The organism is Haloplanus aerogenes, assembly GCF_003856835.1.
GTDB classification, from domain to species: domain Archaea; phylum Halobacteriota; class Halobacteria; order Halobacteriales; family Haloferacaceae; genus Haloplanus; species Haloplanus aerogenes.
The window spans coordinates 1,936,829-1,951,056 of sequence record NZ_CP034145.1; the positions used below are offsets into that span (position 1 = coordinate 1,936,829).

The window sequence follows — 14,228 nt, forward strand, 5'->3', positions numbered from 1 at the left end:
CCTGTGCCGCTCAGAAGTCGTCGAGGTCGAGCTGTTCGTCGGTTCGCTCCTCGACGTAGTCGGCGATGTCCGCGTACTCGTCGTCGTTCTCGATCTCCGCGAGCCGTCGAAGCGCGGCGATCGACTCGCTGTCGCTCCACTTCCCGAACTCCTGTGCGAGGCGATCAGCCTCGTAGAGATATCGGAGATAGTGCGCCCGATCGATCGCCAGCGGATCGCGCTTCCCTTCGATGGCTTCGGCTCGCTTCTCGGGGGAGAGCACGGCCAACTGATTCCCCTCCTGCTGGAGCAGGTGCTCCGTGACGAGTTCGGCGACATCGACACCCCTCGTCCGGAGATCCTTGTTCAGCGAGTTGTAGGAGACGGTGTCGCCCCGTCCGAGCACGTAGGTCAGATAGACGGCACTGAGGGCGTCCATCTCGTCGCTGAGGGTCTGGATACGCTCTTCCATCAACTGCTCGTCGACGATGTCGCGGATCGTCCCTACTGCGTCGTCGACCGACATCTCGCTCCCCTCGTGGGTGACGTTCGGGAAGTGCCGGGAGTACACTTCGAGGCACTTGCCCATCGTCACGGCGAAGATGTCCCCCTGTGTGAGCCGCGAGCCACTCTCTTCGAGGCGGGTGATCTCCTCCTCGGCCCGGAAGTAGATCTCGTCCTCCAGCGAGCGCCAACTGACCGTTTCGGGGTCGTCAACCCGATCCCGACACACCACGATCATGTCGTACTCGATGTTGGCCTTGTCGTGGATGTGCGTCGATCCGCGCATCTCTCCACGAATGGGATATAGCGCGGTGATGTAGAAGCCCGCTTCGAGCACGGACTTGAGTACCGTGCTCCACCCTTCCGGATCTTTGTGGTGGAAGGTGAAGGCCATGATCCCGTCGTCCTTGAGCTTCTGATTCGCCTGATTGAAGACGTTCGTCAGTCCCGTGACGAAGTGATCCTCGTCGCGGTAGGTGTCGACGCTGTCCTCGCCTGCGGGGTCGCTTACCACTTCGCTGGCCTTCGGAGTGAGCTCAGCGGTGAAGTGATCGTACTCGTCTTCGAGCACCTGCTTGAGCCAGACGTAGTAGAAGTCCGCCGTCTCGGAGTACATCACGTTGTCAAAGTACGGTGGGTCGGTGATGACAGCGTCAACGCTGTCGTCCTTGACGGGGAGGTACTCCGAAGTCCCACAGCGGAGGTGGACGTTGTAGGTCGCGTCCTCTCGACCCTCGACGGGGTCGCCGATCCGGTCGGGATCGTCGGTCACAAAGCCCTCGATCTTGCCGACGCCGTCGCGCTGTTTCGTCTCGCCGTCTTCGACGTATTTCTCGTAGGGGTTCTGGCAGAACTCTTTGCCCGCTCGCATCTTGTCGAACTCGCCAGAGAACGTTCCCCGACCATACTCCGTACCCCAGATGTTGTTTTCGATCGGCGTAGGCCGGGCAGTTATCGTATGCCGCTTGTAGATTCCTTCAAGCTTGTTTGCCGTCCGATTGTACTCGCACAGAATGTTGTTGAACTCTAACGAACTAGAGAATGCGAGCAGCAGGAACTCCTTGACGTTCTGATTTTCGAGGCTATCGATCTCACTCAGAAGCTTCGAGAGACAGATCAACTGCCGGGCGTTGAACATCTGATCGTACCGCTCGAAGCCATGATTGCGGATTCGATCTGAACTTCCCCGATACCGTTCCGTTGTCGGAATTGGGAGTTCGTCCTGCTTTGCTTCGAGTTCCGCCTCTGCCTCGGCGAACAGGTCGCGGTCAAATTCGGTAGCCGGCTTGTATCCTTTCTCGTCTGTCTCGGGACAGTAGTATTCGACCGCAAAGAGCGACTTCTCGGCCTTGCCGAATCGTTCGACGCTCTCGATGATCGACATTTCGGGGTGCTCGTCGCAGTGGGGACAGGTGTAGCTCCCACGAGAGATGTTACCAGCGTCTTTTGGAACGTATTCGTGTGTGCATTCGGGACAGGTGGTGTCCGTTCGGTAATCGTCGGTCTCGAAGACGTGCCAGCAGTCCGGACAGACGACGTTGTAATGGTCATCCTTTGACGACCGAGCGTTCGAGAGACGGTAGTCCTTGAACAGCGCGACATCCTCGCCGCAGTTCCGACAGGGGAGTTCGTCCACCCAGAAGTAGTACATCGCGTCGGCGTACTCGTCGCAGTGGGGACACTCAGTCCGGTAGTAGTCCTGAATTTCCTCGCCAACGCTCGCTTCGAGTTCCTCGAACGCAGCGTCGAGGTCGTCCAGATCGACCGGCTCGACTTCCTTCTTGACGACGAACCACGCGACGGGGTTCAGTTCGCTCCCGATGGCGTTACATCCCAGACGAAGCGACTCGACGATGCTCGTTCCGCCGCCCATGAACGGATCGAGCACGGTCTTGCCGTCGAAGTCGACATCTTCGAGATAGTAGTCCCAGAGCGCGTCCGGGTTCTCCCAGTCGATCTCCGGAAGTCCATTACCCTCTTTGAACGTCGACTGTCGCTCGCCTCCGACGGACATCTCTTCGTCGGCGAGGGAGTAGAGCAGCATCGTCCGGAAGACCGAGCCGAGCCGCCGCGCCCACCACTTGTGCATGGTGTAGACGGGGCGGTAGTACCGCTTGGCGTGGGCTTCCCTCTCCGCGATTTCGTTCACCTGATCGATGGGGAACGAGATTTCGATTGGGCGTCGATCCGTCATCGCTGAACCTCCAGACGAGGGGTAAGACATTCCATGAGACTCAGACCACCGTGTTGGTAGACGCTGTATTTCCCGCGAACCGGCCACGTGTACCGACCGACCGGCATATAGTAGCCGTCCGCCTCGACCGCCAGCCGATCCTCGACGAGGTCGTCGGCGTCCGCTTGGTCGACGCCGACGAATCGCTGACCGCCGAAGGTGTCTCGAAGCCTGTTCTTCTCGTGCTCGCTGATGGCAAATGAGTAGCCTGACTCCTCCCGGACGTAGCCGTGATCCGCCCCGACGATGATCCGATCCGTGTCGAGTTGGTCGAGGATCGATCGGAACACGCGAAGGGAGTCGTCGTAGGCGTCCTCGACGGACGACAACTCGGTCTTCCCCTCCTGAATGTTCTCCAGCAGGGCGTCGGGATACCGACTCCAGACGAGGCGTTCATCGCCCGAGAGCGAGGGATCAAGGTCTCGCACCGTCGCGGAGGGATACTCCCGATCCATATCCGCGTATCCGACGCGCTTCTTGTACGGCGTCGTCTCCGAGGGCACCGTCGCATACGAGTAACTCACCTTCACGTCGTATCCATCCGACTCTAGTGCGGCGGCGAACAGTGACGCCTCGCGGACGCTCATCGCGTCCATGACGAGGAAGGCTCCGTCGTCGGGTATCTCGATCGATGCCTCGTTAACACAGCGCCACGGAAGCACCTCGCTGTAGAACTCCCAGTAGATGTCGACCAGCGTCCGCTCCAGTTCGACCGATGCCCACTCTCTGTCGTGGTCGTAGTGATCGCTTGGACCTTCAGACGGTGGCCACCAGATGTCCCAGAGGGCATCCCAGACGACATCCACGGGATCGTCCGCCTCGACCAGCGACTTCGGCCACTCACTCGTCAGCGTCACGCTCGATCACCACCGTTGCCTCGATCTTCTCGCCGTCCGGAAGTCCCTCGACGAACTCGATGAGTTCCGACTTCGAGAGGTCGTCGACATCGTAGGACAGTCGGACGTGCTTTACAGTGTCCCTCGTTTCGTTGATCCGCGACTCCGCAGTGCTCCGAAGCACTCGCGGGGAGTTACCTTCGAGAGATACCTCGACAGTTTCGGTGACGCGATCGGGCTCATCCGGTTCGTCGGGACCGGTCTCTCCCCTTTCGTCCGATTTCTCTTCACCTCCCTCGTCGTCGCGGTCGCTGCCCCAGTCGGTGATTCCGCCACCCGAGTCATCACCGCCTGTCTCGTCCTCGTCGTCCGTCTCTTCGCGGAACACGGAGTCGGGAAGGTTGTCGGGGTGACGGATGGTCATCTCGTCCTCGATCTCCGAAGGATACTGGCCGAGATCACCGACGTAGAAGTTGGCCCGATTGCCTTCGAGCACGATGTCTCCCTTTCGCTGGAGTTCGCTTACAGCCGAGTAGAACACCCCTTCGTCGAGGAGTACGGGAAGCCGCCGGAACTGGAGAAAGTCGTTGAGCAGCGATCCAACGCGGATGCCGCCCTCGTTCTCCTTGACTCGGCCAACGATCTCCTCGCCGACGTAGGTTGTGTCCCTGCCGATCCGCTCCTTGACCGCTTCGATGTCGGGGTCGACCGTGATCCGACGCATTCGGAGCTCACCATCCGACGTGCCACTCCACTTGACCCACTTTCCGTAGCGATCCTCCAGTTCCTTGCGTAGCTGCCTGTACTCGTCCCGGATCAGTGGCTCCAGTTCTCCCTGATCGTCGTCGACTTTGCCACGAAGGTTCTCGGCTCCGAACACCCGTGCGGCCTTGCTGACGATGTCGTCGTCTTCGAGGACTCGCTGCTTCGGCGTTATGAACTGGACGGTGTTCTGATACCGTCGCTCCTCGAAGAATTCACTCAGTTCCGAGGTAAGCGTCCCGTTGGAGATGTTCTCAAGCGTCACCACGAACGTCTGCTGTTTCTCGTCCGGCACGTCGTCGTAGCCGTAGACGTAGACTTCGCCGTCGAACACCTCGTCTCGGACAACATCGACGAGCTTCCCGATCGCTTGATCCCGATTCTCTTCGAGGATGCGTTCCTGCTCCCGGGTGATCAGCGCGGTCAACTTCGGGTCTTCGGTGATGAAGTAGCTCCCATCCTGCTTGTCGAGATAGTGAGCCGTGCCGTACAGTCCCTCCAGCGTCATGTGAAGCCGGTCGACGGTCGTCTCGTCGGGCTTGAACGTCCCAAGTAGGCACTGGGTTGTCGACGCCATTTGAGAGCGGTCGTCGAGCGTGTAGAGCAGGATCACCTGAAGCAGGTCGACTCCGTTTTCGGTCTCTCCAAGCTCTGCCTTGTCCGATGTGAATCGGTCGAACAGCGTTCGGTTGATTCCCCGGAATGCTCGCGGATTGACATCCGAGGTGACGACGAGATCCGTCTCGTCGTGTACCTGACGGACGGTGTCGGCGAGGACGTTCATCACGCCACGGACGTTCTGTCGCTCGCGGGCCGCTTCGTAGATACTGTCGAGCAGGTCGAGCAACGCCGGATGGAAGGGATAGGTCTCGACCATCCGATTCTCGTAGCGTTTCGGCTCGTCAATCTCGATCGGATACTCGTAGCTGTCGACGTATCGCTCGACGACTGACCGAACCGCGCTCTCGTCGATGTCATCTGGCGTCCCCTCGAACAAGCGATGGATGATGATCCGCTCGCGGTCACCCGTGGCGTTCAGGTCTTCGGCGTGTGGGTTCGTCCGGTCGAGGATCTCCTTCAGCCGGTCGCTTCTGTCGAGGAGCGTGATGAAAGCGAACAGGTTCTCGTTGGGATCGTTGGCGACTTCGAGGAGATTCTGGAGGAAGAAGCGATTGCGTTCGAGTAGGTCCCGATCGGCATCCTCGGAGAACGATTCCCACCACGATTCAATCTCGTCGAAGAACACGCCGAAGGTGCCGTCCTCAACTAGCTTCTCGACGTGATCGGTCGTGGGATACCGATCTATCTCCTCCAGTACGTCCTCTCGACCGGCACTACGGTAGATCGGTTCCCAGATCAGATCGGCGTCGGTCTCGCTCGTCGAGATGATGGCGGCATCTGAGTCACTCGGTAGATCGATCGGGATGTCCCACTCGTCGGCCCACGACTGAGCGACAGTCGGGTGGTTGAACATATGGTAGAGCACGAGTAGCCCGTGGGACTTCCCGGAGCCATACGGCCCGGTGAGCATGATCCCGCCTTGACTGTCTCGACCGTCGATCTTGTCGGCGACTCGGTCGAAGACGTTTCGGAGTGCATTCGAGGGGTACGTGGCGGCGAGCAGTCGGTTCGGATCGTTTTCGAGGCGCTCGTCGTCACCAGTGACCTTGTGGGCTTGGAGGACTCCTTGGAATCGACCTTCGAGGACTTCGGCACGAGGAGTGAGAAGTTCGGAGATTTGCATGGCGGTGTATGCTTGGTCTGTCGATAAGAGCGAGGATGAATAATAGGTGGGGTTGGCTTCGAATGCGAGAAATTCGAATCTTTATCAGAATTTGATAGGTGTGTCTGAAGGTTCAGACGCCTCTGTGCGGCGTTTGAACCCGTATGGGGGTAAGATTTGTACGCATAACTGATAAGTTGAATCATACCCAAGGGGTGATATGGGTAATCCAGAGGGATACACGACGATCCGCGCCCATCGAGACGCCCGTGACGAGGCTCGCCACATAAAATCGCGGCTCGACCTGTCGTGGAACGAGTTTCTGCAACAGGCGGCCGATGCACTCGATCCCGATAGTAACGACTGAGCAAATAACACAAAAGCCGAGGGAAGACCCCCGACGGACAGGCTGAGGGTGGGATGCCTCATCCTGTTCTTCGAATCCATGTCGGTTAAACAGCATGGTTGGTCGACCCTCGTCTGCACCCCCAGACGATGTCTACCACAACACCAAGTGAACAAGAGGCACAGAACGCAAAGGAAGCTATCGAAGGACACCTACGGTCAGCAGGGGTAGGGCATACTCGGAGCGCTACTATCCCTGACGGAAGCAAGTCCTGTTACGATCACGACGACCAGCATTATCCATCTGCTATCTCCGGCAATTACGCAGTCTTTGGCGGTGATAACCTCGTTCTTCTTGATATTGATGTCTCAACAGACACCCTTCCAAAATGGGTCAAGGAGCTTCCGCAGACGTTTGTCGTCGAGACCCCTCACGGCGGCTATCATCGTTACTACATTGTGGAGGACAGTGTGAAAATTACTAACTCTGTACTTGAGTGGGGGAGTGTACGGTATGAAGGTCAATACGTAGTTGGTCCCGGCTCAGTTATCGATCATTCCGAGTGTAACGACCGAAAGTCTGACTGTCCCGGTAACGGTGTCGGAAGATACGAAATCAGGGCTGATCGACCGATAGCGACACTTTCTGAAGACCAACTTGAAGCTCTTCGAGATGTTTGTCACTCCGACAGTGGTAGCGACAGTACGCGGACAGAATATGGTAACACGAGGGTTGATCTTCCTGACGAGACCGTTGCTGATGAGGGCGAAAAGTACCTCTGCACTGACTTCGCGCGACGAGCAACGGAACTCGCTGTTGAGGACGTGATGGACCTCCTTCGAGGGGGAACCGGCTCATATGAACTCAGACGCGATGATGAGACTGGGATAGACCAGAGTGCGGCCGACTATTATGCTCTGGAGATGCTCTATGGTGCGTTCCAATTTGAGGGAAAAGATGAGGACGATGCTCGACGCTTCACACTAGCAGTATTCAAGCGGTACTGCATCAAGAACCGATTCGACAAAGCTGGGAATCTCCGTAAGTGGCTCCGAAAGGGAGAAAGGTACCTCCTGGAACAGATGGACGCTGTTCAGCAAAAGTTCGATATAGGGAAATGGACCCGTTGGAAGCGGCGCAAAAACGAAGATGGATTCGACGTTAATGACAACAGACCGTGGATTGATCCAACTGTCGATGGCTCTCCGAGCGACATCACTGAAGATACTGTTATCGTATCACTCCACTATTTAACCAGCGACGCAAGCCTCGAAGTACTCGCTCAATTGTACGAGATTGATCTTTCCGCAGCCCCTCCTGTGGGGAAATGTGTACCCCCTTCGAACCGCTCGATGGGCCCGGAGAGCGTTCAGGGGGATACCTCGCGCTATCCTACTGCGAAGGAGATCGGCGCATTTGCTGCAAAAATTAATCCAGAGCGAAAGGCATCATATTTCGAGGAGACGGTCAAGAAACTCTCACGTGAGACAAGAGTGGTTGCACACGCATACTGTCCAAACAGGGACAACGGAGAACGTCACGTCTATTATCCGAGTTCGGATGACGATCCTGAAGATGCTCGGTGGATAAAGATCAAAGGTCAGAAGCAGATCATGGGGAAAGACGTTTGAATCCACTCTTTGGATACGTCTGAACTTCAGGTGAAATGCTCTCTGTTGCCGTCGAGTTGGGTTCTCGCTGAAGGTTCAGACGAGTCAAATCTCGAATTGTCGAATCGCCCGTTCTGTCGGTCGGTTATCTGATACCCGCCAGAGCCCTTGCGGCCAGAAGTTGCTCTCGTAGCCGAGAACATTGTTGACATCTTCACGATCGACATCTATCTCTTCGTATTCTTCAACGGCGAACACATCGATAGCAGGGCCTCCATTCCAAAATTCGTCGCGAACGTATTCCGTGTGCCAAAACGGACCAACTTGGCCTTTCGCTTGGTATCTGCTCGTACTGTTGCGGTAGATCAATAGGGGGTCTCCAGTCTCCATGCGTTCGAGATTCCTCCGGTTACGCTCCCAGATACCTTGTTCTGGATCAGTTCGCACACCCCAGACACGTGCTCTGTCAGGAAACTCGTCGGGCTTCTGTGTTTGGTTACTGAGATTGATCGGTTCGGCGAGTGTCTGTTGAAACGACCGCTCGTCAACGGGGACAAGCCAGAGTTGAGTCATAGTTGAGTAGACTATGCTGTCGAACTTTAATTTCGAGGCTCTGTTGAGCTCCTCAATCGGAGATCGGTTTCAGTAGTCCTGCTGAATACAGAGCGCGAGTCGGTCAACGATACCGTCCGGACGCCGCCACAGCAACACCGATGCCAACAACGAACACTGCCGGGAGACTCATCCCGGAGAAGCCCTGTGTCGTCGCTATCGAGCCGATAACGAGTCCGACCCCGATAGCGAGGATACCGACTGCCTCTATCCGATTCACGCCTGAATTCGCGTCTCTATACTCGTAAATGCATCCTCTGTATTCAGCACGCAGTTCCTGACACTGTCTGGGTAGTTCGTCGGATCTCTGCTGAATACAGGGAGCGAATTCAGCACTAACCACTATTAGTGTCTCACGAGATGTATGTGGCAAATTGTGTGAAAACAATTAATGACCTCAAGAGGAGATTGAGGTCAATGCCGTATATCGAGGACATACAACAGCTGGAGTTGGAGAATACATTTGACATTGAGATTTCGGCTGATAAGACAATATGGCGGTACGTGTCATTTGAAAAGTTTTTGTCGTTGGTAAACTCGAGGGCCATCCATTTCCGTCAAGCCGAACTCCTCAGTGATGAATACGAAGGTGAAATCCCTCCCAGAGAGGTCATACCCCACCCAGGGCTTGCTGAGTTATATGATGCGAACTCCTTGATAACACACATCTCCAGTTGGTACATAGGTGACTCAGAATCTCAAGAGATGTGGGACGAATATGAAGAAGCAGATTTGTTGATCAAATCAGATTATCAGAGCTTCAGAGATTCAATTAGTATTGACGATGAATTTGGTGTTCAGTTTGTTGAGGTAGATTATATCGACTGGACAGATGAAGAGTTAGGGTTGGTATCAGAACAGGATGGCACCCTCTCAGGAGGCCTCCTAGATCCGTTTAAATACAAACGCGAAAAATTTGCCTTTGAGAGCGAGTTCAGAGCAATAGCCACCACAATAGGCACTCTGAGTGATATGGAGGAAAACAAAGGTGAGGTTGATTTCGGTGAGATGGTGGACAAATACCGTGAGCCAAACATCTTCGTGAGATCTGAGTTAGATACCCTAATTGATGAAATCAGAGTTTCTCCCGAGTTAGGGGGATGGGTTGTGGAAGAAGTTAGTGAGTGGATGGACAGGGAATTTGGAATCGGAAATCAAGTCCGCCACTCCAACCTCGCTGATTAATCAGGCACGGTTCTGTATTCTTTAGCAGTACTTCAAGCGTGAACGTGTGGGGTGCAGATCGACACTCTTGGATAACCCAGCACTCACAAGGAAAGACCTGAAGCATCACGTTTGTATCAACAACCGAGTATTTCAGCAAAGCCATTTCTGACTGCCCGAATATTTAGTATCCGCTGCCATTTGAAAGAGTCCTCAATAATTGATCTGAGGCCCCATCGAATCAGAGAAAATTGTGTTCGCACTCTGAACGACTTACTTCGGCGAGGTCGGGGTCAGTCATTTCGGGTTTTGGTACTGGACACTGTCGGCTACAGTTCGCCCACGAGGCGGGCCTGAGCAAGAATCAATTCTGCGTGTTCCTCTGCCCATTCCTTCCCTCTTCGCTCCGCAACTTGATCGATTACGCGCTGTTCATCGGCGCTTCGATCAGGATCGTCCTCGGAGTGAGTGGAATTGCCTTCAGTCATGATTTGCTCTGTGGTATCTGATAAACCGTGCTCAGGGTGGTATGCGGGACGTGGTCTGAGACACGAGGGGCAATCATCTAAGTCTATTCCAAGTCTCGCAGAAGGGCGATAGCGGGCCTTTCAGACTACATCTCGTCGAGATACTCCCGACGCTGTTCCACCTTCACCTCCTCGCTCCGTCTGTCGTAGTGCTGGTCCAGCACCTCCTGACTGACGTTCATACGGTCACTGACGACCTTCTCTGGCACGTCCTCGGTCAGGAAATGTGTGATCGCCCCGCGACGGACGGCGTGCGATGAAACCGACGATGGACACTTGCTCGCGTGCCCGTGCTTCTCGGCTTCGCATTCGTCGGGGTCGCGGTCGTGGGGACAACCGCTTCCGTACTGACAGGGTCGCGTCCAGCGGTACACGATGTCCCGTACCGTCGAGATGTGGGGACGGCCTTGCTTGGTCGCCAGTAGCGGCTCTCGCCCCTCGTCGTCGATAACGTCTGGACGTTCATACGCGAGCCAATCTTCGACGACGGTGCAGGTCTCGGTGGTCAGCGCGATGTATCGCTCGCCGTCGTCCTTGTTCTTCAGCGGCGTAGCCTCTCTGTGCTGGACCTTCAGACGCTCTTCGTCGGAGTCGTAGTCGTCGACATCGAGTGCCCGAACGCCGCCCGCCCTGACGCCCGTGCGCCAGAGAAGCCGGAGGAGGATGTGCTCCAGCGAGGCGTACTCGAAGCGCCGCAGGTGGCCGAGAATCTCCTCGGCTCGCTCGCTTTCGAGCATCACGTCCCGCTGGTTGTCGCTGCCCGAGAGCGTTGGCGAGAGCACCTTCTCGTGTAGGTCGGGCACGACGGCGTCGATGGACTCGCAGAAGCGAACGAACACCCGCACCGTGTCCATCTGGGTCTTCAGACTCGCCTTAGTCAGATCGCCGTCTTCCTGTCGCCAGAGCTTGTAGCGGTGCAGGTCACGCCCAGACAGTTCGTTGAGGTTATCAACATCTTCCTGCTGGCACCATCGGAGGAGGTGCTTGAGGCGATATTCGTGGGACTGGAGCGTCGATGATGCGACTTCGGGACGACGCTCGTGCAGGTACATCTGTACGGCTTCATCGGGTTCGATGGGTTCGAGTTCGTCGGACATGGTTTGATCCCGTCGAACGCCAGACGAGCCGCCTCCTCTCGATCGCGCCACCGCGAGCGAAGCGAGCGGTGGTCAGTCGGGCCGTTAGGCCCGACGCGAGGTTCGAATCCCGCCACGCCCGTCTCACTCACGGTGTTCGTTTGACGGCCGTGGCGTAGTCCCCCTCGCTCCCTACGGTCGCTCGCGGGACTCCCGCCACGCCAATCCACCGCCGGCACCACCGACCCCGCAGCGGTATCGTCATACCCGTCCGGCCCCAACCCCGTGACACATGCCCTCCCTCGACGAAGTTCTCCTCGCGCTTCGTGACTGGTTAGGCGAACAGCGTGCCCGGCGTCCACGGGCGGTGGCGGGCGCGGCTGTCGTCTCAGCTGTCGTCCTCCTCGTCCTCGCCTGGTACTTCCGGCCCTGGCTTCACACGACCGTCTACGGGGTGTACACGACACCGGTGATTCCGCTGGCCGCCGCCATCGGCCTCGTCCTCGCAGGCGTCGCCCGCCGATACCTCGGGCCGTTCGTGAGTGGGCAGATCGGGGTGTTCGTCTTCATCGTCGTCCTCGTGGCGAGCGTGAGTGTCACCGGTTTGCTGGCGGGCGAGGAGTTGGGGAAGGCGACGATGGAGAGCGTGGGGACGGCAAGCAGTCTGAGCGAGACGGATCCCGGAAAACCGCGGGTCGTGACGAAGGCCGTCGCATCGCGATACGCCTCGAACACGCTCAACTTCCCGCAGTATCGGATCGAAGGCGGTGATATCACCGTCCGCGACGGCACTCCCTACTGGTCCTACGCGCTCGCGCCCGACGGCGCCTTCAACTACTACACCAAACGACAGCACGGAACGGTGCTGGTCGACATGACGCGGCAGAACGCCGAGGTGGATACGGTCGTCGGCGACCTCAAGAAGGGTGTCGGCCCCGCCTTCTACAACAACTACCGGTTCGCGATGTTCAAACAGGCGAACTATCTGGTCGCGTACGACGACCCGTTCATGGTGGTTCACGAGGGCGACCAGCACATCGCCGTCCCGTACACGAAACCGGAGTTCCACTGGTTCCCCCTGCCGTACACGACGCCGGAGTGGGGTGGCGTGGTGTTGATCGACAGCGACGGCCGTATCGAGGACCTCTCGCCCACCGAGGCGCGTGAGCATCCCGTCCTGCAGGACCAGAAGCTCTACCCCTTCGAGCTGACCCGACAGAAGGTGGCCGCGACGAAGTATCGAAACGGCATCGTCAACACGTTCACGAGCCACGAGGACGAGATCGAGGTCGCACCGGTTCCCGGCGAGGGTAACGACCAGCCCTTCCTCGTGTTCACCGAGGACGGACCGGAGTACGTCGTCGCCGTCGAACCGTACGGGCAGGCACAGGGACTCAAGGAGGTCTGGACGGTCGACGCCCGCACGGGCGAGTACGAAATCTACACCCCGTCTCGGTCGCTGTTCGGGGCCCGCAAGGCGACGGACTACGTCAGGCAGGCCGCGCGGACGACGGACTGGAACCGATTCCGGCCCTCCGAACCCATCCCCGTCGTCGTCGACGGGCAACTGTACTGGCAGGTCAGGGTCGTCCCCAGCGACAGTAGCGGGATCGCGTACACGGCGTTCGTCAACGCCCGGTCCACCGACGTCCACGAGGTGAGTACGACGGCCGAGGTGGCCGCATTCCTGCGTGGCGACCCCGTCGCTACGGGGCGAGACGACGAACCCGCACCGGGGGATCGGACACCGACCATCGTCGTCCAGCGAGTGGCGCCGAACGGAACCGTCATCGAGACGCTCGAAGTCTACGGCAACGAGACGGTGCGTGTCGTACAGGGCAACACCACCGCGACGGCCAGCGGCTGAGGGCCCACATCCTCGTCACCCGACGGGTGGCACGGACACACCGCGGTCTACGCAACGACGGTCGACGGCGAGCACTCCTGCGGCGTCGATCGCGGCGGGGCGAATCAGCCCTCGTCGTACAGTACTGCCACCTCGCTCGCCGACAGAGGACGAGAGTAGATATGTACGTCGCTGCTTCGGCCTCGGAATCGGCGGTCTGCCTCCCCACTTCCGTCCGCCGACCACGCCGCCGTTCGCCCCCGATCAATAGGTATATACGTCGTTCCGGCCAACCCCGGAACGCAAGTCCCGATAGGGTAGTGGACTATCCTCTTGGCTTCCGGAGCCAGGGACCGGAGTTCAAATCTCCGTCGGGACGTTCGTTCCACTCACGACCCGACGTGCCCCACGATCACGTCCGTTCGCGTGGGACTCCGTCGGGACGTTCCTTTCAGCGCAACGCGACGAGCAGAGCGAGGAGTGTCCGCTGAAAGTGTCGCGTCTCGCGGAGATTTGAGCAGCGAACGAGCGAAGCGAAGTGAGCGCGTCCCCTCCTCAGGCATCTCCGAGCAACTCCAGCGTCTTCGGATCGGGGTCGCCGTCGTAATACTGTTGTAAGGCGGTGCTGAACGGCGTCGGATCGTCCGCAACCGCATCGAAGAGAGTCATGGAGGAACGAAACTTCAGGTCGTCCGGTGATCCGAAAATCTCGGTCGCCGAGCGTCCGTCCACAGCGTTCACGATCTCCGTGCAGTCGCGCAGGCGTGGTCCAAGTATCGCGTGACGCAGGTACGCCTCGGCTTCGTCCCGCGACGAGATTGCGTAGCGCCGGGACATCTCGCTGCGACCGAGCCCGGCCATCTGTGGGAAGACGAACCACATCCAGTGGGTTCGCTTGCGTCCGGACCGCAGTTCCCGCTTCACCTCGTCTATGACCGGATCCTGTGCCTCGACGAATCGTTCCAGATTGTGTGGGTCGTCGTGTGCCATGCGTTCCGTCCAGTCCGTGT

General features: G+C 57.9%; 10 protein-coding genes and 1 tRNA gene. 5 read left to right on the forward strand and 6 right to left on the reverse strand.

What is annotated here, in order from left to right; translation table 11 throughout:
• Window positions 1-10: 10 nt before the first annotated feature.
• The 3 genes from DU502_RS09865 to DU502_RS09875 are packed head-to-tail and all read right to left on the reverse strand — an operon-like array spanning window position 11 to window position 6,058.
• Entirely contained in the window at window positions 11-2,677 is a 2,667-nt protein-coding gene (locus DU502_RS09865) for a DUF1156 domain-containing protein (RefSeq protein ID WP_121919200.1), read from the reverse strand.
• Window positions 2,674-3,573: an alkaline phosphatase gene (locus tag DU502_RS09870; protein WP_121919201.1), complete on the reverse strand. Its 900-nt coding sequence runs from the start codon at window positions 3,571-3,573 to the stop codon at window positions 2,674-2,676. Before DU502_RS09870 ends, DU502_RS09865 begins: the two co-directional genes overlap by 4 nt.
• A complete protein-coding gene (locus DU502_RS09875; protein WP_121919202.1) occupies window positions 3,557-6,058 on the reverse strand; it encodes a DUF499 domain-containing protein in 2,502 nt (833 codons plus the stop codon). Before DU502_RS09875 ends, DU502_RS09870 begins: the two co-directional genes overlap by 17 nt.
• A gap of 199 nt (window positions 6,059-6,257) precedes the next feature.
• Here DU502_RS09875 and DU502_RS18270 point away from each other — a divergent pair, with 199 nt between their 5' ends.
• Both DU502_RS18270 and DU502_RS09880 read left to right on the forward strand, forming a co-directional pair.
• The gene (locus DU502_RS18270; RefSeq protein ID WP_158601127.1) at window positions 6,258-6,404 is read left to right on the forward strand and encodes a hypothetical protein; all 147 of its coding nucleotides are present in this window, start codon (window positions 6,258-6,260) and stop codon (window positions 6,402-6,404) included.
• A gap of 128 nt (window positions 6,405-6,532) precedes the next feature.
• Complete coding sequence (locus tag DU502_RS09880; RefSeq protein WP_121919203.1) at window positions 6,533-8,014, forward strand: bifunctional DNA primase/polymerase; 1,482 nt, start codon at window positions 6,533-6,535, stop codon at window positions 8,012-8,014.
• A gap of 84 nt (window positions 8,015-8,098) precedes the next feature.
• Here the strand turns inward: DU502_RS09880 and DU502_RS09885 are convergent, their stop codons facing one another.
• Window positions 8,099-8,566 (reverse strand): hypothetical protein, encoded by a 468-nt coding sequence (locus DU502_RS09885; protein WP_121919204.1) that lies wholly within the window; start codon window positions 8,564-8,566, stop codon window positions 8,099-8,101.
• Window positions 8,567-9,022: 456 nt separating this feature from the next.
• Here DU502_RS09885 and DU502_RS09890 point away from each other — a divergent pair, with 456 nt between their 5' ends.
• The gene (locus DU502_RS09890; RefSeq protein ID WP_121919205.1) at window positions 9,023-9,790 is read left to right on the forward strand and encodes a hypothetical protein; all 768 of its coding nucleotides are present in this window, start codon (window positions 9,023-9,025) and stop codon (window positions 9,788-9,790) included.
• A 592-nt stretch (window positions 9,791-10,382) separates the two neighbouring features.
• On the opposite strand, the gene DU502_RS09895 is transcribed toward DU502_RS09890, so the two are convergent.
• Complete coding sequence (locus tag DU502_RS09895) at window positions 10,383-11,393, reverse strand: tyrosine-type recombinase/integrase (RefSeq protein ID WP_121919206.1); 1,011 nt, start codon at window positions 11,391-11,393, stop codon at window positions 10,383-10,385.
• Between the two features lie 271 nt (window positions 11,394-11,664).
• Between DU502_RS09895 and DU502_RS09900 the strand changes: the two genes are divergently transcribed.
• Both DU502_RS09900 and DU502_RS09905 read left to right on the forward strand, forming a co-directional pair.
• The gene (locus DU502_RS09900; protein WP_199722651.1) at window positions 11,665-13,239 is read left to right on the forward strand and encodes a hypothetical protein; all 1,575 of its coding nucleotides are present in this window, start codon (window positions 11,665-11,667) and stop codon (window positions 13,237-13,239) included.
• A 285-nt stretch (window positions 13,240-13,524) separates the two neighbouring features.
• Window positions 13,525-13,597 (forward strand) — tRNA-Arg (locus tag DU502_RS09905).
• A 176-nt stretch (window positions 13,598-13,773) separates the two neighbouring features.
• Here the strand turns inward: DU502_RS09905 and DU502_RS09910 are convergent.
• Complete coding sequence (locus tag DU502_RS09910) at window positions 13,774-14,208, reverse strand: DUF1810 domain-containing protein (protein WP_121919207.1); 435 nt, start codon at window positions 14,206-14,208, stop codon at window positions 13,774-13,776.
• Window positions 14,209-14,228 lie beyond the last annotated feature (20 nt).

Bases quoted from the DNA above. Each gene is read 5' to 3' on its own strand.
- DU502_RS09890 (WP_121919205.1), top strand. From the start codon at position 9,023: ATGCCGTATATCGAGGACATACAACAGCTGGAGTTGGAGAATACATTT.
- DU502_RS09900 (WP_199722651.1), top strand. From the start codon at position 11,665: ATGCCCTCCCTCGACGAAGTTCTCCTCGCGCTTCGTGACTGGTTAGGC.
- DU502_RS09880 (WP_121919203.1), top strand. From the start codon at position 6,533: ATGTCTACCACAACACCAAGTGAACAAGAGGCACAGAACGCAAAGGAA.
- DU502_RS09885 (WP_121919204.1), bottom strand. From the start codon at position 8,566: ATGACTCAACTCTGGCTTGTCCCCGTTGACGAGCGGTCGTTTCAACAG.
- DU502_RS18270 (WP_158601127.1), top strand. From the start codon at position 6,258: ATGGGTAATCCAGAGGGATACACGACGATCCGCGCCCATCGAGACGCC.
- DU502_RS09895 (WP_121919206.1), bottom strand. From the start codon at position 11,393: ATGTCCGACGAACTCGAACCCATCGAACCCGATGAAGCCGTACAGATG.
- DU502_RS09875 (WP_121919202.1), bottom strand. From the start codon at position 6,058: ATGCAAATCTCCGAACTTCTCACTCCTCGTGCCGAAGTCCTCGAAGGT.
- DU502_RS09910 (WP_121919207.1), bottom strand. From the start codon at position 14,208: ATGGCACACGACGACCCACACAATCTGGAACGATTCGTCGAGGCACAG.
- DU502_RS09865 (WP_121919200.1), bottom strand. From the start codon at position 2,677: ATGACGGATCGACGCCCAATCGAAATCTCGTTCCCCATCGATCAGGTG.